19 protein-coding genes are annotated in these 16,818 nt (G+C 72.0%); 5 read left to right on the plus strand and 14 right to left on the minus strand.

Going from position 1 to position 16,818, the window contains the following annotated elements; translation table 11 throughout:
* Nucleotides 1-160 precede the first annotated feature (160 nt).
* The 4 genes from EWH70_RS34260 to EWH70_RS34275 form a co-directional block, all read right to left on the minus strand.
* Entirely contained in the window at nt 161-805 is a 645-nt protein-coding gene (locus tag EWH70_RS34260; protein WP_130479757.1) for a LuxR C-terminal-related transcriptional regulator, read from the minus strand.
* A gap of 108 nt (nt 806-913) precedes the next feature.
* Entirely contained in the window at nt 914-1,330 is a 417-nt protein-coding gene (locus tag EWH70_RS34265) for a hypothetical protein (RefSeq protein WP_130479758.1), read from the minus strand.
* Entirely contained in the window at nt 1,327-1,920 is a 594-nt protein-coding gene (locus EWH70_RS34270; RefSeq protein ID WP_130479759.1) for a hypothetical protein, read from the minus strand. The genes EWH70_RS34265 and EWH70_RS34270 overlap by 4 nt, the downstream gene beginning before the upstream one ends.
* Before the next feature lie 2 nt (nt 1,921-1,922).
* On the minus strand, nt 1,923-2,603 hold the full coding sequence (locus EWH70_RS34275; protein ID WP_130479760.1) for a WXG100 family type VII secretion target: 681 nt from the start codon (nt 2,601-2,603) through the stop codon (nt 1,923-1,925).
* Nucleotides 2,604-2,713: 110 nt separating this feature from the next.
* Here EWH70_RS34275 and EWH70_RS36655 point away from each other — a divergent pair, with 110 nt between their 5' ends.
* Nucleotides 2,714-3,382, plus strand: coding sequence for a RibD family protein (locus EWH70_RS36655; protein WP_130479761.1), 669 nt, complete (start codon nt 2,714-2,716; stop codon nt 3,380-3,382).
* A 1-nt stretch (nt 3,383) separates the two neighbouring features.
* On the plus strand, nt 3,384-3,830 hold the full coding sequence (locus tag EWH70_RS36660; protein WP_130479762.1) for a cytidine/deoxycytidylate deaminase family protein: 447 nt from the start codon (nt 3,384-3,386) through the stop codon (nt 3,828-3,830).
* 21 nt (nt 3,831-3,851) lie between these two features.
* On the opposite strand, the gene EWH70_RS34290 is transcribed toward EWH70_RS36660, so the two are convergent.
* The 4 genes from EWH70_RS34290 to nadA form a co-directional block, all read right to left on the minus strand.
* Nucleotides 3,852-4,466, minus strand: a complete 615-nt coding sequence (locus EWH70_RS34290) for a hypothetical protein (RefSeq protein ID WP_130479763.1) — start codon at nt 4,464-4,466, stop codon at nt 3,852-3,854.
* An 81-nt stretch (nt 4,467-4,547) separates the two neighbouring features.
* On the minus strand, nt 4,548-5,435 hold the full coding sequence (gene nadC / locus EWH70_RS34295; RefSeq protein ID WP_130479764.1) for a carboxylating nicotinate-nucleotide diphosphorylase: 888 nt from the start codon (nt 5,433-5,435) through the stop codon (nt 4,548-4,550).
* Nucleotides 5,432-7,066 (minus strand): L-aspartate oxidase, encoded by a 1,635-nt coding sequence (locus EWH70_RS34300; RefSeq protein ID WP_130479765.1) that lies wholly within the window; start codon nt 7,064-7,066, stop codon nt 5,432-5,434. The genes nadC and EWH70_RS34300 overlap by 4 nt, the downstream gene beginning before the upstream one ends.
* A complete protein-coding gene (gene nadA, locus EWH70_RS34305; RefSeq protein ID WP_130479766.1) occupies nt 7,063-8,073 on the minus strand; it encodes a quinolinate synthase NadA in 1,011 nt (336 codons plus the stop codon). The genes EWH70_RS34300 and nadA overlap by 4 nt, the downstream gene beginning before the upstream one ends.
* Before the next feature lie 105 nt (nt 8,074-8,178).
* Between nadA and EWH70_RS34310 the strand changes: the two genes are divergently transcribed.
* Nucleotides 8,179-8,823: an NUDIX hydrolase gene (locus EWH70_RS34310; protein ID WP_276320599.1), complete on the plus strand. Its 645-nt coding sequence runs from the start codon at nt 8,179-8,181 to the stop codon at nt 8,821-8,823.
* Nucleotides 8,824-8,862: 39 nt separating this feature from the next.
* Nucleotides 8,863-9,585 carry an LON peptidase substrate-binding domain-containing protein gene (locus EWH70_RS34315; protein ID WP_165436541.1) on the plus strand — a complete coding sequence of 241 codons (723 nt, stop codon included), beginning with the start codon at nt 8,863-8,865 and terminating at the stop codon, nt 9,583-9,585.
* Here the strand turns inward: EWH70_RS34315 and EWH70_RS34320 are convergent.
* Entirely contained in the window at nt 9,582-10,607 is a 1,026-nt protein-coding gene (locus EWH70_RS34320) for a M48 family metallopeptidase (protein ID WP_130479769.1), read from the minus strand. The genes EWH70_RS34315 and EWH70_RS34320 overlap by 4 nt on opposite strands.
* An 83-nt stretch (nt 10,608-10,690) precedes the next feature.
* Here EWH70_RS34320 and EWH70_RS34325 point away from each other — a divergent pair, with 83 nt between their 5' ends.
* On the plus strand, nt 10,691-11,074 hold the full coding sequence (locus tag EWH70_RS34325) for a VOC family protein (RefSeq protein ID WP_130479770.1): 384 nt from the start codon (nt 10,691-10,693) through the stop codon (nt 11,072-11,074).
* A gap of 84 nt (nt 11,075-11,158) precedes the next feature.
* Here EWH70_RS34325 and EWH70_RS34330 read toward each other — a convergent pair whose 3' ends face one another.
* From EWH70_RS34330 to EWH70_RS34350, 5 genes are all read right to left on the minus strand, one after another.
* On the minus strand, nt 11,159-11,740 hold the full coding sequence (locus tag EWH70_RS34330; protein ID WP_240687383.1) for a DUF2567 domain-containing protein: 582 nt from the start codon (nt 11,738-11,740) through the stop codon (nt 11,159-11,161).
* 59 nt (nt 11,741-11,799) lie between these two features.
* On the minus strand, nt 11,800-12,531 hold the full coding sequence (gene bioD, locus EWH70_RS34335) for a dethiobiotin synthase (protein WP_130479771.1): 732 nt from the start codon (nt 12,529-12,531) through the stop codon (nt 11,800-11,802).
* An 11-nt stretch (nt 12,532-12,542) separates the two neighbouring features.
* The gene (locus EWH70_RS34340) at nt 12,543-14,774 is read right to left on the minus strand and encodes a bifunctional SulP family inorganic anion transporter/carbonic anhydrase (protein WP_130479772.1); all 2,232 of its coding nucleotides are present in this window, start codon (nt 14,772-14,774) and stop codon (nt 12,543-12,545) included.
* A gap of 257 nt (nt 14,775-15,031) precedes the next feature.
* Nucleotides 15,032-16,243, minus strand: coding sequence for a cytochrome P450 family protein (locus EWH70_RS34345; protein WP_130479773.1), 1,212 nt, complete (start codon nt 16,241-16,243; stop codon nt 15,032-15,034).
* 32 nt (nt 16,244-16,275) lie between these two features.
* A complete protein-coding gene (locus EWH70_RS34350; protein WP_130479774.1) occupies nt 16,276-16,809 on the minus strand; it encodes an HXXEE domain-containing protein in 534 nt (177 codons plus the stop codon).
* Nucleotides 16,810-16,818 lie beyond the last annotated feature (9 nt).

Consider the following 16,818-nt stretch of genomic DNA (forward strand, 5'->3'; position numbering starts at 1 on the left):
CTCCGCGCCCTACTCGTCCTCACCCACCACGAACAACACCACCCCACCAGCACCACCCACACCCACTGACCAGCCAAAACAGGATGAAAAATCCCCAATGTGGCATTGGGGAACTTGAACTCCCCCAATGCCACATTGGGGGCACACAGCGATGGACGGCCTAGCGGCCCAGATCGTGGGCCAGGCCCTCCTCGATCGCCAGCCTGGTCAGCTCGGGACGGCGGCGCCTGCCGGTCTTGTCACGGATCCGGTCCAGGTAGGAACGCACGGTGCGCACGCTGATGGACATCGCCTCGGCGATGTCCTGGTCCCGCTCCCCCGCCGCCACCAGCGACAGGACCTGCCGTTCCCGCTCGGACAGCACCAGCTTCGGCCCCGCGGCCTTGTCCCGCGCGGAGTCCAGCACGAACGAGGCCAGCGTCGGCGAGACGTAGGAGTTGCCAGCCGCGATCTCCCTGACCGCACGCAGGATCTCGTCGCCGTCGGCGTCCTTGGACAGGTACCCGCGGGCCCCGGCCGCGATGGCGCCCAGCACCTCCGACTGCCCGGCGTGCGCCGACACCACGAGCACCCGGTGCCCCATGCCGACCACCTCGAGCACGGCCGCGGCGTCGGCGACGCCCCGCAGCTTGAGATCGAGCACCACGACGCAGCCGGGCGCCTCCCGGCTCGCCGCGAACCGGGCGACCGAGTCGGCCACCGGACCGAGTTCGATGTCCTCGGCCTCGTCGAGCAAACGCGCCACCGCGCTGCGGTACAGCGGATGGTCCTCGACCACCCCGACCCTGATCCGCGCCTGGGTCATGCTCCACCCCTCACCGGCCCCTGCCGAACACGACTCCACGAACACTAGTGCCTGAACCCCCGCCTACCTAGTGCATAGGTTGTAGGCATTTCTTCCGACACCCGTGGGTCAGTCCTCCCCGGTACGCAGTGACGCGACGAAACGCTCGAACTCGGCGGCCACCTCGCTGGACCGGCCGGGTGACGCGCACGCGACCTCGACGATCACCCTGTCCGGCCCGCCCGCGACGGCCAGGTGGACGAACGTCACCTCCGGGGTGGTCGTCCACACGACCTGCCCGAGCACGGGGTGTTCGACGACCTCGACCGATCCGTGCTCGCCCGCGGCGTGGCCGGCGATGTCGGGCAGGGGCGCTGGATCGGGCCGGTGCTCGGCCCGCATGGTGATGGCGGCGGGACCGCTACCACGCCGCGCCGCGAACACCACACCGCTGCCGACGGGAACCTCCGTCCAGCCCGCGGGGAGGTCGAACTCGAGTGGCACCGCGATGGGCTCGGCGTCGCCGGAGTGCTCGACCACGGTCATCGTTCCTCCCACGCGGGTGCCGAGGCCAGCCGCCTGCTCGCCCCGGCCAGTTCCACGATCACCGCGGTGACCCTGCTGGTCACGCCGGCGAGGTCGGCCACGCCGAGCCTGGTGATCCGTTCCGAGATGTCGTCGACGTAGGCCCGCAACGCCGTCCCCGCGCTCCTGGCGAGCACGGCGGCGGCCGGGCGGGTGACCGGGTCGGCCAGCAGGGCGGCGACCGCCGGATTCACCTCGGTCACCAGCATCCGGTAGGCCTGCTGCGCCCGCGCGACCAGCTCGCCCGACTCGGCGAGCAGGTCCGCACCGGTCCGCAGCACGTCGACGATCTCGCCCAGCGCGTCGAGGGAGCCGTCGAGTTCGGACAGGCTGTCGGCGCACTCGCGGCCGTGGCACGCCACGGCGAGCTGGGCGGCAGCGGCGGCCAGGTCGGCGTGCAATGCGGCGAACTCGTCGGCGTGGCGGCGCAGCCGGCCGGCCTGCTCGGCGATGGTCTCCGGGCATCCGCCTGCCAGCAGCGGCAACACGGTCACCGGACCGGCGCCAGGGGCGGCGGCGTCCATCGCACCCGAATCGGGGACGGCCCGCATGGTCAGTGTCCCGCCGGCCGGTAGACGCTCACCCGCGCCGCGCCGGCGGGCTGCCCGACGAGGCCGCGGTTGTAGATCCGGCCGTCGGTACCGACGATGCCGACGCTCGCCGGTGCGGCAGGCGGCCGCAGCACCACCACGTCACCGGGACGGACCCCGCCGGGCACCTCGTCGAGGTGGTGCGACGTGCCCGCGTGCACCTCGACCAGCGACAGCCGGGCCTGGTTGTCGGGCTGGCCGGACAGCCAGTCGTCGAGTTGCGCGGCGTCGCCGATGCCGGCCGCGCCGGGCTCGCCGAACCCCGCGGTCGCCAGGTGGGTGAGCACGGACACGACCGCGCCGGGATCGTCGCTGGCACCGCTTCCGTCGGCGGCCGCCCGGGACGCCAGCACGCCGGGCGCGACCGTGTCCCACATCGTGGAGCCGTTCGCGGCCTGGTTGTCCTCGGCGCAGCTGCTGACCACGCCGTTGAGCTGGCGCAGCGTGGTGAGCAGGATCGCCAGTGCCCCGACGAGGCGCTGGTGCAGGAGTTCGGCGGAGACGGCGGCCGGCCTGCCGATCGGGCCGAGGCCGGCGACCGGCGGCGTCCGCTCCAGTTCGCTGAGTGCGTTGGCACCACGCAGGATGATCCCGCCCAGGTTGCCCGCCCCGGCACGCATGTCGGAGGACGCGTTGGAACCCATCGACCTCCTCCCGTCGCGCACAGCGTAGAAGCGGGCGAATGCGACGCCGGACGGCAAAAATACCCACCGTGGCCGCGTCCACAGTGGATGGTTCTCGTACTGTGGACGACGTGAGTCCCCGCCCGTACGTCCTGCTCTCCGCGGCCATGTCGCTGGACGGTCACCTCGACACCGCCGAGGGACCCCGGCTCGTGCTGTCGTCCGACGAGGACTGGGACCGGGTCGACGAGGTCCGGGCCGGCTGCGACGCCATCCTGGTCGGCGCGGCCACGATCCGTTCGGACAACCCGCGCCTGCGGGTGCGCTCCGCCGCACGGCGCCGGGAACGGACCGAACGCGGCCTGCCGCCCGACCCGGTGAAGGTGACGCTGACGGCGACCGGCGACCTGGACCCGGCCGGCCAGTTCTTCACCGCCGGTGACGCGCAGCGGCTGGTCTACGCCCCCGCGTCCGCGGTGGACCGGGCGCGGGACCGGCTGGGCGAGGTGGCCACGGTCGTCGAAGGCGAGGACCTGACCGGCGTGCTGGCCGACCTGGCCGCGCGCGGCGTACGCAGGCTCATGGTGGAGGGCGGCGGAACGGTGCACACCCAGTTCCTCGCCGCCGATCTCGCCGACGAGCTGCACCTGGTCGTGGCGCCGTTCCTGCTCGGTTCGGCAGGCGGCGCGCGGTTCACCGGCCCGGCGGAGTTCCCGCAGTCACCGCGGCGGCCGATGCGGCTGGCAGGCGTCGAGCCGATCGGCGACCTGGTGCTGATGCGCTACACGGTGGGAGGCTGACGTGTCCGACCTGTCCCGCCTGCGGCAGGCCGTCGACCTGGCGCACGAGTGCCCGCCGTCGGTGACGTTCCGGGTGGGCTGCGTGATCACCGGTGCCGACGGCACGGTGCTGGCGACCGGGTACTCCGGCGAGACCGATCCGCACGACCACGCCGAGGAGGTCGCGCTGGCGAAGCTGGCGGGCGACCCGCGGCTGGCCGGCGCGACCGTCTACAGCTCGCTGGAGCCGTGCAGCAGCCGCTCGTCCCGCCCGGCCAGCTGCACCCGGCTGATCCTGGACGCCGGGATTCCCCGGATCGTGTTCGCCTGGCGGGAGCCGCCGCTGTTCGTCGACTGCGTCGGCGCGGAGACGCTGGCCGCCGCCGGGCGCGAGGTCGTGGAGCTGCCCGAGCTGGCGCCGCTGGTCCGCGAGGCCAACGCCCACCTGGAGCTGCCGCCGGAGCCGTGAGACTCCGGCGGCAGAGCCGCGTCAGCGAACCAGCGTCGTGGTGAGCCGCTTGCCGGAGGTCGGGTAGCAGTACTTCTCCAGCTCGGCGGTGCCCCCGCCGCTGGTCGGCACGGTCACCCGGCCGGTCATGCCCGGCTGCTCGTAGCTGGTGCCGGCGAGGTCGGTGGTGACCAGGCCCCGGCCGTCGGACGACAGGTTCAGGGTCAGCTTGGGCATACGGAAGTCGGCGCCGCCCTTGATCACCGGCCCGGGGATGGTGAGCGTGGCGATTCCGCCGGACCACTCGATCCGCGGCGGCAGCTCACCGAGGCCGACGCCGCCGGTCAGGGTGATGTCGTTGATCCGCGCGCCACCGACGGCGATCTTGACCACCAGGTTGGTCACGTGGAGGAACCGCGGCTCGGTCTTGATCAGCTGGTGGTCGAGGCCGACCAGGAAGTCGCTGCCGCCGTCCACGGTCGCCGGAGCGGTCGAGTCGATGACGTACTTGTGGTCGAGGGTGAACGGGCCGGACGGCGCCACGACCTTGCAGCTGTACTCGACGTTGCGCATCTCGGCGCTCGCTGCCTGCGGCAGACCGACCACGGCGGCAAGCGCGACGGCCATGGCCGCCACGATCTTGACCAGTTTCTTCACGAAGCGTCGCTCCTCGTCGGGAAAGGGTTCTGGGACGCGCGACGCTAACCGGACATCCTGGCAGAAACCTTGCAACGCACGTCAGGGCCGCAGGTCCATCCCGAGGTCGAGTGCGGGAGCCGAATGGGTCAGGGCACCGACGGCCAGGTAGTCGACGCCGGTCACCGCGTACTCCCTGGCCACCTCCAGGCGCAGCCCGCCCGACGCCTCCAGCCGCGTCTTCGGCGACACCGCGTCGCGGCGGCGCACCGCCTCGGCGCAGTCCGCGGGGGTGAAGTTGTCCAGCAGCACCTCGTCGGCCTGCGCGGTCAGCGCCTCGTCGAGCTGGCCGAGGTCGTCGACCTCCACCTCGCACGGCAGCTCGCCTGCCAGCTCCCGCGCCGCGCGCAGTGCCGCCGTGACCGATCCCGCCGCCACCACGTGGTTGTCCTTGATCAGCACGGCGTCACCGAGCCCGAACCGGTGGTTGACCCCGCCACCGCAGCGCACCGCGTACTTCTCCAGTAGCCGCAGGCCGGGCAACGTCTTGCGGGAGTCCCGGATCGCGCACCCCGTTCCGTCCACTTCGGACACCCAGGCCGCGGTGCGGGTGGCGATCCCGGACAGGTGACACAGCAGGTTCAGTGCCGTCCGCTCGGCGCCGAGCAGCCCGCGCACCGGCCCGCACAGCACCAGCGCCGGTTCCCCCGCCGCCAGCCACGCGCCGTCGACGTCACGGCGCAGCACCTCGTAGTCCCGGCCCAGCACGGCGTCGAACACCGCGAGCGCGACCGGGATGCCGGCGACGGTGCCCGCGGTCCGCGGGGTCAGCTCCGCCGTCGCGACGGCGGTCGCCGGCACGGTGGCCTCGGTGGTGACGTCCCTGCCGTAGCGCAGGTCCTCGGCCAGCGCCGTCTCCACGACCCGCGTGACGTCGGCGGGATCCAGCCCCGCCGCCTCCAGTGCCGCGACGACCTGCTCGGAGATCACGCCGCCACCGCCTCGACCGGGTCGGCCAGCACCGGCTGGCCGGACGGGCTCAACCGCACCAGCTGACTACGCGCCCACCGGACGTCGTCGCGCCCCGGGAAGTCGACGCGCACGTGACAGCCCCGCGACTCGGTCCGCCGCGCTGCCGCCACCAGCAGTGCCTGCGCCGCCAGCGTCAGCGCGGCGTCCTCCACCGCGCGCTGGCTGCCCAGCCCGCTCGGCCGTGTCGCCAGGTCCAGCACCGAGCCGAGCACGGCCAGCCCCTCGGCGTCCCTGCCGATGCCCGCGTACCGGCTCATCGCGCGCTGCAGCGGGTCCCGGTCGGCCACCATGACCGGCGGGAACTCCGGCAGCCGTCCCCGTTCGGTGTCGGCGGGCCGGTCGGCGGCGACCGCTTCGGCCACCCGTGCGCCGACCACCAGGCCTTCCAGCAGGCTGTTGGACGCCAGCCGGTTCGCCCCGTGCAGCCCGGTGCGGGCCACCTCGCCGGCCGCGTACAGGCCCGCGACACCGGTACGCCCGCTGGTGTCGGTGACGACGCCGCCGCAGGCGAAGTGCGCGGCGGGTGTCACCGGGATCGGCTCGCGCAGCGGGTCGATCCCCGCTGCCAGGCAGGCCGCGTGCACCGTCGGGAACCGGGTGGCGAACCCGGCGATCCCGGTCGCGTCGAGGAAGACGTGGTCGTCGACCCCGCCGGGCGCCTGGGTCATCCGCCGGGTCACGGCCGCGGACACGACGTCGCGCGGCGCGAGGTCGCCGAGCGGGTGCACGCCCCGCATGACGGGCGCGCCGGTGGTGTCGACCAGCGTGGCGCCCTCGCCCCGCACCGCCTCGGTCACCAGCGGCCTGCGGCCGGTCGCCCCCGGCTGGAACAGCACCGTCGGGTGGAACTGGACGAACTCCATGTCCGCGACCGCGGCACCCGCCCGCAACGCGAGCGCCAGCCCGTCGCCGGTGGCGATCTCCGGGTTGGACGTGGCCTGGTAGAGCTGGCCCAGCCCGCCGGTTGCCAGCAGCACCGCACCGGCACGCACCACGCCGAGCACGCCGTCCGGGTCCAGCACGGTCAGCCCGGTGACGGCGCCGGCCGGGGTGCGCAGGGCGTCGACCGCGACGTGCCGCTCCAGCACAGGCAGCCGCCCGTCGCGCGCGGTGGCGACCAGTGCTCGCTGGACCTCGGCGCCGGTGGCGTCCCCACCGGCGTGGATGACCCGGAACGCCGAGTGGCCGCCCTCCCTGGTCCTGGCCAGCAGGCCGCCGGCGCCGGGGTCGAACCTGGCGCCGGCGGCTCGCAGGCCGGTGACGGCGGCGGGACCACCGGCCAGGATCTCGGCGACCGCGGCCGGATCACACAGCCCCGCACCGGCGGTGAGGGTGTCGGCCACGTGCCGGTCGACCGAGTCCCCTTCATCGTGCTCGCCGGGGAGCACGACCGCCACCCCGCCCTGTGCCCAGCGGGTGTTGCCGTCGGCCACGCCGGCCTTGGTGACCACCAGGACCCGCAGCCCGAGCTCGGTGGCACGCAGCGCGGCGGTCAGCCCGGCGACGCCGCTGCCGACCACGACCAGGTCCGCCGAGGCCTCCCAGCGAGGTCCGGTTTTCGCCTCTAGATCGCAAACCGGGCTGGTCACTCGCCACCGCCAGGCTTGCCGATCTCGATCATCCGCCGCACCGAGGCCCGCGCCCGCTCGGCCGTGGCCGGGTCGACGTCCACCTCGTCGGCCCCCTCGCGCAGGCAGCGCAACAGGGCCGCGGGAGTGATCATCTTCATGTAACGGCAGGACGCCCGGTCGTTGACCGCGCGGAAGTCGATCTCCGGCGCCGCCTTGCGCAGCTGGTGCAGCATGCCGACCTCGGTCGCCACCAGCACGGACTTCGCGCTGGTCCGCCGGGCGGCGTGGACCATGTCGCCGGTGGACAGGATGTGCACCTTCTCCGGCGCGACGGCGCCCTCACCGGCCAGGTAGAGCGCCGAGGTGGCGCAGCCGCACTCCGGGTGGATGAACAGGTCGGCGTCCGGCGAGGCGGCCGCGCGCTGCGCGAGTTCGGGGCCGTTGATGCCGGCGTGGACGTGGCACTCCCCCGCCCAGATGTGCAGGTTCTCCCGGCCGGTCTCGCGCTTGACGTGCGCGCCGAGGAACTGGTCCGGGCAGAACAGCACCTCCTTGTCGGCCGGGATGGACGCCACGACGTCGACCGCGTTCGACGAGGTGCAGCAGATGTCGGTCTCCGCCTTCACCTCGGCGGTGGTGTTGACATAGGACACGACGACCGCGCCGGGGTGCTGCGCCTTCCATTCCCGCAGCTGGGCGCCGGTGATGGAGTCGGCCAGCGAGCAGCCCGCGCGGGCGTCCGGGATCAGCACCGTCTTGTCCGGGGCGAGGATCTTCGCCGTCTCCGCCATGAAGTGCACACCGCAGAACACGATGGTCGACGCGTCGCTGGCGGCCGCGATGCGGCTCAGCGCGAGCGAGTCACCGGTGTGGTCGGCGATGTCCTGGATCTCCGGCACCTGGTAGTTGTGGGCGAGCAGTACGGCGTCGCGCGCACGGGCGAGCTCACGCACCTCTTCGGCCCACTCGGCGTTCGCCTCCACGCCCGAATACGGGGTGAGATCGTTGGCGTACAGGGTGCTCATCTCGGACCTCCTCGACTCGCATCGGTTTTCGCCTTACAATCGAAAACCGTGCGAAGCCATATTAACAGCAGCGCCCCCCTGGCACACGAGGTTCTGGCGGCAGTACTGCAAGTGCGATCGGACACACTCCGGGTCCTGCTGTGGCGGCGCGCGCTCGATCCGCACATCGGGCGCTGGTCGCTGCCGGGCGGCAGGCTGCGTCCCGACGAGGACGTGGAGACCTCGATTCGCAGGCAACTGGCCGAGAAGGTGGACGTCCGCCAGCTGTCCCACGTCGAGCAGCTCGCCGTGTTCAGCGCGCCGGACCGGGTGCCCGGGCCCAGGGTGGTGGCCACGGCCTTCCTCGGGCTGGTCCCCTCCGACGTCGACCCCGAGGTGCCGGAGGACACCGAGTGGCACGACGTCGACGAACTGCCGCGAACGGCGTTCGACCACCGGGAGATCGTGCTGCGGGCCCGGGACCGGCTGCGGTCGAAGCTCAGCTACACCAACCTCGGCTTCGCGCTGGCACCACGCGAGTTCACCGTGTCCGCGCTGCGGACCCTGTACTCGGCGGCGCTGGGCTACCGGGTGTCGGCGACCAACCTGCAGCGGGTGCTGTCCCGCCGCGGGCTGCTCGCCCCCACCGGGGCGACCGCGCCACCCGGCCGCAGCGGTGGCCGTCCCGCCGCGCTGTTCTCGTTCACCGGAAACGGAATGCAGGTCACGGACCCGTTCGCCGTACTGCGTCCGCCGGGATCGGGCCGGTGAACCCTGCGCACCGGCAACGTTGCCCTTACCGTGGGATGCGTGACGGATCCAGCGGCGGGAGAGAAAGAAGCGGGAACCCAGTTCCTGCCGCTTTTCCCACTGCAGACCGTCCTGTTGCCGGGTGCGCACCTGCCGTTGCACATCTTCGAGCCGCGTTACCGCCAGCTGACCATGGATCTGGTGACCGGCGCCGTGCCGCAGCGGCAGTTCGGCGTGGTCGCGTTGCGCGGGGGCCTGCTCGGCGAGGTCGACACCGTCGAGCAGGTGTTCGACGTCGGCTGTACCGCCCGGCTGCGTGACGTCTCCCGGCTGCCCGACGGGCGGTTCGACGTCATCGCCGCCGGCCAGCGGCGGTTCCGGCTGCTGGACGTGGACACGACCGCAGCGCCCTACCTGATGGGAACCATCGAGTGGTGCGACGACGATCCGATCCCGCCCGGCTGCGCCGAGGCGGCCGAGAAGCTGGCCGCCATGGCCAGGACCGCGCACCGCCGCTACTGCGCCGCGGCCTGGGCCAGCGAGGACTGGTCACCGCCCGCGCCGGAAACGCCGGTGCGGGAGCTGGCCTACCTGCTGGCCGCCGACGGCCTGCTGCCGCTGGAGGACCGGCAGGCGCTGCTGGAGCAGCGGCAGCCGCTGCGCCGGCTGCGTGAGGCGTGTGAGCTGCTCAGCCGGGAAGCCGGGTTCCTGGCCGAGCTGCGGGCGGTGCCGGTCCAGCCTGGCCAGCTCACCCTGCCCTCGGGCAGGGCATCGATGAACTAGCCGTCGTTGTTGCCGGTGAACTTGTCCCACACCTTGCCCGCGGCGCCGGACACCGCCTCGCCCGCGTCGGAGAACGCGCGCATCAGCGGATCGGCCGAGTTGGTGAAGGATTCCTTGTACGAGCGCGCCGCGGCCTTCAGGTCCTCCGACCAGTTCTGTGCCGGCGACTCGCCGTCGCGGCGCGGGTAGTCCCCGGTGAGGATGGCCCGGTACTCCTCCGACGCCGCCCACTTCTGCAGCTGCGCCGCGCGGACGACGGCGAACGGGTGACTCATGTGCTCGACGTTGCGCAGCTTCAGCAGGCTGTCCCGGATGTCCTCGACCGCCTCGTACTCCTCCGCCTGCCGCAGGAACGCCGTGATGTCCACAGTGGACGGATCACCGCCAGCGGCGACGATGTGCCCGCGCAGTACGGCGGCCGCGTCCTGGCTGCACAGCAGGGCGGCGCGGTCGCAGGACAGCTCCGACTTGCGGAACCACTCGGTGAGCGCGGCGATCACCGCCCGCAGGCCGAGTGCGCTGACCGGCGTCCAGGACAGCGTGGTCCGCAGGCTGAGCAGGCGGACCAGCATCGTGCGGTACACGGCGTGCCCGGACAGTACGTGGCCCATCTCGTGCCCGATCACCGCGCGCAGCGCGTCGCGGTCGAGCAGTTCCACCAGCCCGGTGTTGAGGACGATGAACGGCTCGTCCATGCCGATCGTGTAGGCCGTCGCCTGCGGATCGCGCGCGACGAAGACGTTGGGAACCGGGACGACGTCGAGGATCTCGGCGCACTCGTTGCGCAGGGCGTCTATCTGCGGGTACTGCGTCGGGCCCACCCGGATCGCCGAGGCCAGCGCCATCAGCCGCTCGCCGCGTTCGGCGTAGAACCCCGCGATGGCCTTGAGCACCTGCGCGAAGCCCGGCACCGTGCGCAGCGTGGCCAGCGCGCCCCGGTCGACGGGGTGCTCGTAGGCACGCGGGCTGATGCCCGGAAACCTGACCCGGTTGCCGGGTGTGGTCACGACGTTGTCGGTCATCCCCCAGTGTCCTTCCCTCGATGTGCGGCCCAGCCTACGCAAAACCGGATGCGGCCCGGGCGAAGTTGCCCCACGATTGCCGGATGGTCCGCCTGCGTGACGTGGTGTTCGACTGTGCCCATCCCGCGAGCCTGGCCCGTTTCTGGGCAGCCGCACTGGACGGCTACGCCGTCGCTCCCTACGACGACGAAGAACTCGCACGGTTGCGCGAGATGGGAATCGACGGCCCGGAGGACGACCCGACCGTGCTCGTCGAGCCGTCGGGTTCCGGTCCGAGGCTGTTCTTCAACCTGGTGCCCGAGGGCAAGGTGGTCAAGAACCGGGTGCACATCGACGTGGAGACCGCCGACGTCGAGACCGACCTGGCCCGGCTGGTCGCCCTGGGGGCGACGGTGCTGTCCCGGCCCGAGCCCGGCCACGTCGTGCTCGCCGACCCCGAGGGCAACGAGTTCTGCATGCTCACCTGAGTTCAAAACTCGTGAAGGCCACCTTCATTACGTCACACGTAATGAAGGTGGCCTTCACGTGCTCTCCGGACCAGACCAGACGGCTCAGCCCAGGCGGCGGCCCAGGTCGTCGCGGCCGTTCCAGGCCGCCAGCACGCCGTAGGCCAGCGCGACCCCGAGCGGCTGCCCGATCAGCACCCACCAGGACTCGATCTGCGGCGCGACCGACACGACGTCACCGATCTGCGGCGGGGCGTCCACGGCGTACAGCCAGCCGCTGAACATCCCGGTGCCCAGCAGGATCGCCAGCAGCCCGGACAGGACCGACCCGGCGACACCGGCACCCATGATCATCGGCCCGCGTCGCTCCCGCAGCAGCCACAACACGACGCCGGTGACGACGCCGAACCCGAACCCCAGCAGCAGGAAGATCACCAGGTCGTCGAAGCGGTGCCAGGACTCCAGTTCCAGCGGGACCGGCTGCGGGAGGTCCGGCAGCACCCGCATCCGCTGCGGCGGCGCCAGCCGCGACCACAGCCAGCCCAGCGGGATACCGACCATCGCCACGGTGCTGATCACGGTGATCGCCAGCAGCAGGTCGGCCTTGATGACGACGCGGGGCCGCTCGCGCCGGATGGCCGTCAGCAGCCGCGCCTCGGGCGCGGTCCCGACCGGCGAGTCAGCCACGCGGGGGTCCTTTCGTCCACGACGTCTCCAGCACCGCAGACTCTAGCCCCTGCCTCCGGTCACTTCTGCGTGGAGTCGCTGCGCGTCGTCCCGTGGAACGACTCCGGGTCGAACGTGCCGCCGAACCACGGCGACAACCCGCGAGCGGCACGCTCGCGGAACTCGTCCGGCCCGAGGTCGCCGAGACCGGCGTCGAGCGCGCCCAGCAGCGGCGCCCCGGCCGCGACCGGCAGGTCGCCGACGTTGCTGCGGTCGGCCAGGTCAGGCGCGTCCGGCCAGGAACCGATGACCGCGCCGACGACGTCCAGCCCGCGCCGGGTCGCCACCTCGGCGGTCAGCGCCGTGGCGTTCAGCGTCCCCAGCCCGGAGCGCGCGACGACCACCAGCGGCGCGGCCAGCGCCCAGGCGACGTCGGCCAGGGTGCCGCCGTCCGGGTCGAACCGGACCAGCAGCCCGCCCGCACCCTCGACCAGGACCAGGTCGTGGGATTCGGCCAGCTCCCCCGCCGCCGCGGCGGCGTCGGCAGGGCGCACCGGCGGCAGCGCCGCGCGCCGGGCCGCCGCCTCCGGCGACAGTGGATCGGGGTAGCGGCGCAGCTCCCTGGTCGTCACCCCGGGCGCGAGCGCACGCACCTGGTCGACATCACCGGCGTCGCCGGGGCCGACGCCGGTCTGCGCGGGCTTGAGCACCGCCACCCGCCGGCCCTGGCCGACTGCCAGGGCCGCGATCGCCGCCGTGACCACCGTCTTACCGACGCCGGTATCCGTTCCCGAGATCACCAGCACAGTCACGGCCACACAGCCTAGACCTCGGCTTCGACCGCCTTCACCTGACCGGCACCGGCGGGTAGAAAGCCGTTCTCCTCGGGGTCGTACAGGTAGACGCTCGCCGTCCCCACCGCGAAGTACATGCCGGTGAGCTGCAGTTTCCCCGCCGCCTCGGCCGCCGCGACGACCGGATACCGGCGCAGGTGATCCAGCTGCTGGAGCACGTTGTGCAGGGCGAGATGGTCCCCCTCGGCGGCGGGCGGACCACCGCCGAGCCGGATCGCGGGACTGCCCTGCCTGCGGTTCAGGCTGGGCTCGGCGAAGCGCAGCCAGCTGCCCAGCGACGACAGCTCGGCCGGCGCGCCGTCGAGCACGGCGTTCATCGCACCACACGACGAATGCCCGCACACCACCACTTCCCGCACGCCGAGCACGGCGACGGCGTACTCGATCGCGGCGCCGACCGAGTCGTCCCGGTGATCACCGTCCGGGGTCGGCACCAGGTTGCCGATGTTGCGCACCGTGAACAGGTCCCCCGGGCCGCTGGTGGTGATCAGGTTCGGCACGATCCGGGCGTCGGCACACGTGACGAACAGGGTGTGCGGCGACTGCCCGGACGCCAGCCTGCTCAGCGTCGGCAGCACCAGCGGCGCGGTGCGGCGCTGGAACTCCGAGGTACCGCGGCGGATCGGCAGCGAGGCATCGCGCTGTTCGGGCAGTTTCACCTGACCGTTGCCGTTCACCCCGGCCTGCCACTCCGACCAGGGCGCCAGCCACCTGGGCACGACCGGCGGAGCGGCCTTCTTGCTCACCGTCGGCTCGCCGGACTTGCCCCTGCCGAACCACGGATGGCCGATCTCGTCGACGATCACCGTGCCACCGGACCGTTCGTAGTCCCGCTGCCAGCCGTGCAGGCTGTCGAAGGCGGCGTGGTCGAGGTAGTCGACGACCAGCTCCAGCGTCACCGTCGCCCCACGGGGGATCTCCGCCAGCCTGCTGGCCAGCGTCGGGATCGAGAGGAAGGTCAGCAGGCCCTCGATGACGACCCGCCGCTCGTCGCCCTCACCCTCGACCCTGATCTTCGACCGGGTCCGCAGCAGCATGAACACCAGCGACGCGGCGATGCCGATCAGCACACCGGTCAGCAGATCCAGCACCACGACGCCGGCCAGCGTCACCAGATAGACCGGCAGATCACCGTGCCGCAGCACGGTGCGGATGTGCTCGATGTTGACCAGCTTCGCGCCGACGTGCACCAGCAGACCGGCCAGCGCCGCCAGCGGGATGCTCTCCATCACCCCGGCCAGCGCGACGGCGAACACGAACACCCACACGCCGTGCAGCACGGCCGAGACGCGGGTCTTGGCTCCGGCGGCGACGTTGGTGGAACTACGCACGATCACGCCGGTCACCGGCAGGCCGCCGATCGCACCGGAAGCCATGTTGGCCACACCCTGGCCGACCAGCTCACGGTTGAGGTTGACCCGGGGACCGGTGTGCATGCGGTCGACGGCGACAGCGGAGAGCAGGCTCTCGACGCTGGCGATCAACGCGATCGACACCACCGCGATCCCGAACTCCAGCATGCCGTCGGACGGCAGCTCGGGCACCAGGTTGACCTGGAGCAGGTCACCGGGCAGCTCGACGCGGTCCAGCGACATCCCGGTGACGGTGGCCAGCACGGTCACCGCGGCGATCGCCGCGAGCGGACCGGGAACCTTGCGCACCACGGCCGGAAGCCGGGACCACAGCAGGAGAATCGCGATGGTCAGCACACCGATGAACGCCGCGGCGTCGTGGTGGCCGACGAGCTGACCGGGCAGGGCGAGCACGTTGTCGATGGCCGAACTCTGCGGGCTGCCACCGAGGACGATGTGCAACTGGCCGAGGACGATCGTCACGCCGATACCGGCGAGCATGCCGTGCACGATCGCGGGCGAGATCGCCAGCGCGGCCCGCGCGATCCGGCTGAACCCGAGCAGTACCTGCAGCGCGCCGGCCGCGACCGTGATGGCACAGGTGACCGCCCAGCCGAACTGGTTGATGGTCTCGGCCATGATCACGGTCAGGCCGGCGGCCGGGCCACTGACCTGTAATGCCGAGCCACCGAGCGCGCCGGCGACGATGCCGCCGACCACGGCGGCTATCAGCCCGGCGACGATCGGCGCCCCGGAGGCGAGCGCGATTCCGAGGGACAGCGGGACTGCTACGAGGAACACGACGAGAGAGGCGGGAACGTCGTGGCGAAGGACAGCTGCGGCGTTCATGATCACCAGCAAACCGGAGAAACCGGAAAAAGTCCCCCGCGTGAAGAAGTTCTCACGCAACGTTCACCTGTCGACCGTCACGGAATCGGCATCGCAACGTGAACGTAACCCGCGAGACGTGTGCTGGGTCTCACCCGATCGCCAGTCCGATCCTCCTCTTTTGTCGCCGTGTGTAAGGAAAAGACCCGAAAGCCCCTCGGATTCCACTCTCCTAACTAGATCGAGTGAAGTTTCACTCAACTGTCCTTTTTGCTGGGTCAGCGCAGGCGCACCGGCAGCCGTTCCAGTCCGTGCATGAGCGTGCTGCGCCGCCAGTGCAGGCGCTCGCCGGGCGCTGCGGCGAGCGCCAGCCCCGGGAAGCGCCGCACCAGTCCGCCGAAGGCGATCTCGCCCTCCAGCCGGGCCAGCGGAGCGCCGAGGCAGTAGTGGATGCCGTGACCGAACGCGAGGTGCCCGCCCGCCTGCCGGGTGACGTCGAGGCTGTGCGGATCGGCGAACCGCTCGGCATCGCGGTTCGCGCCCAGCAGCGAGATCAGCACGAACTCCCCCTCGGGGATAGCGACGCCACCGACCTCGATCGACTCCTTGGTGAACCGCAGGGTCGCGATGTTCACCGGGCCGTCGTACCGCAGGAATTCCTCCACCGCACCGGGAAGCAACCCGGGATCCGCCCGCAGGGCGGCGAGCTGGTCAGGGTGGCGCAGCAGGGCGAGGACGCCGTTGCCGATCAGGTTCACCGTGGTGTCGTGCCCGGCCACCAGCAACAGGAACGCCATCGAGATCAGCTCGCCCTCGGACAGGCGGTCGCCGTCGTCGGAGGCCTCGATCAGGCTGGTCATCAGATCGTCGCCGGGGGTCCTGCGCTTGTGCTCGATCAGCTCGGCGAGATAGCCGGCCAGCAACACGGAACTCTGCTGGACCTCGTCCCGCGGCCCGCTGGACAGCATCGTGTTCGACCAGGTCCGGAACCGGTCCCTGTCCATGTCCGGCACGCCGAGCAGTTCGCAGATCACGGTGATCGGCAACGGCAGCGCGAACGCCTCAAGGAGGTCGACCTCGTCCCTGCCCGCCATGGCGTCGAGCAGTTCCTCGGTGATCTGCTCGACACGGGGCCGCAGCGCGGCCACCCGCCTGCCGGTGAACGCCGTGTTGACCAGCTTGCGCAACCGGGTGTGCTGCGGCGGGTCGGAGTTGAGCATGTGATCACCCAGCGACTGGGCGAGGAAACCGGTGTCCTCCTCGTCCTCGCCGAGCTGCCCGGCGAGCAGGGTGCGTGCCGTGGCGTTGTCCTTGCTGATCCGGTCGTCTGCCAGCAGCGCCCGCGCGTCGGCGTATCCGGTGACCAGCCAGCCGCGTACGTTCCACGCGGTCAGCACCGGGCGCACCGGCCCCTGCTCCCGCAACAGCCGCACGGCCTGCTGCGGATCGTCGGTGAAGGTCTCGTCCAGCCGTACCGCTTCCACCGTCATGTGGATCCCCTTCGTCGGTCGCCGTCAACGGATCAACGTCGGCGCCACCGTGGGAGTGCCCGCTCGACGGCACTCGCCGCACCGTGGGCAGCCACGACCGCCACCGGAAACCAGGCCAGGGACGACCAGGACGGTGTCGCCGCCTGCTGGACCCCCGCGCGGCGCAGCCGCCGCCACGCCCACGCCGAGTACGCCACGACCGCGGGCGCCGTCGCCACGCCCGGGGTGTACCGGCCGACCGCGGCGGCCTGCGCGAGATGCACCAGCCCGTGCCAGCCGAAGCCGGCCAGCACGCTGCCGTAGAGGGCGCCTCGCCCGCCGGCGCGGTCGCCGGAGACAGCCGCGGCGGCGACGAGGCAGCCCATGAAACCGATGGCCAGCGTCGCCCTCGGGCGCGATACGTCCAGCCGGTCCCACACTCTCTCCGGCACGGACGGAAATCGTTTCCGCAGCCGGGAGCGGTTACGCGCGGCCCAGCCAGGCATCGTCACCAGTTCCTCGGCGTCGTGTACCAGCCAGGCCACGAACAAACCGAGGGTTGCCGCCCTCGGCACCCGATCGTTCATCGCATCCTC

Source organism: Amycolatopsis suaedae, assembly GCF_004214935.1.
In the GTDB taxonomy this organism is placed as follows: domain Bacteria; phylum Actinomycetota; class Actinomycetes; order Mycobacteriales; family Pseudonocardiaceae; genus Amycolatopsis; species Amycolatopsis suaedae.

Coding starts and splice junctions, on each gene's coding strand:
- EWH70_RS34260 (WP_130479757.1), bottom strand. CDS start 805: ATGACCCAGGCGCGGATCAGGGTCGGGGTGGTCGAGGACCATCCGCTG.
- EWH70_RS34265 (WP_130479758.1), bottom strand. CDS start 1,330: ATGACCGTGGTCGAGCACTCCGGCGACGCCGAGCCCATCGCGGTGCCA.
- EWH70_RS34270 (WP_130479759.1), bottom strand. CDS start 1,920: ATGCGGGCCGTCCCCGATTCGGGTGCGATGGACGCCGCCGCCCCTGGC.
- EWH70_RS34275 (WP_130479760.1), bottom strand. CDS start 2,603: ATGGGTTCCAACGCGTCCTCCGACATGCGTGCCGGGGCGGGCAACCTG.
- nadA (WP_130479766.1), bottom strand. CDS start 8,073: ATGAGCACCCTGTACGCCAACGATCTCACCCCGTATTCGGGCGTGGAG.
- EWH70_RS34320 (WP_130479769.1), bottom strand. CDS start 10,607: ATGACCGACAACGTCGTGACCACACCCGGCAACCGGGTCAGGTTTCCG.
- EWH70_RS34325 (WP_130479770.1), top strand. CDS start 10,691: ATGGTCCGCCTGCGTGACGTGGTGTTCGACTGTGCCCATCCCGCGAGC.
- EWH70_RS34340 (WP_130479772.1), bottom strand. CDS start 14,774: ATGAACGCCGCAGCTGTCCTTCGCCACGACGTTCCCGCCTCTCTCGTC.
- EWH70_RS34345 (WP_130479773.1), bottom strand. CDS start 16,243: ATGACGGTGGAAGCGGTACGGCTGGACGAGACCTTCACCGACGATCCG.
- EWH70_RS34350 (WP_130479774.1), bottom strand. CDS start 16,809: ATGAACGATCGGGTGCCGAGGGCGGCAACCCTCGGTTTGTTCGTGGCC.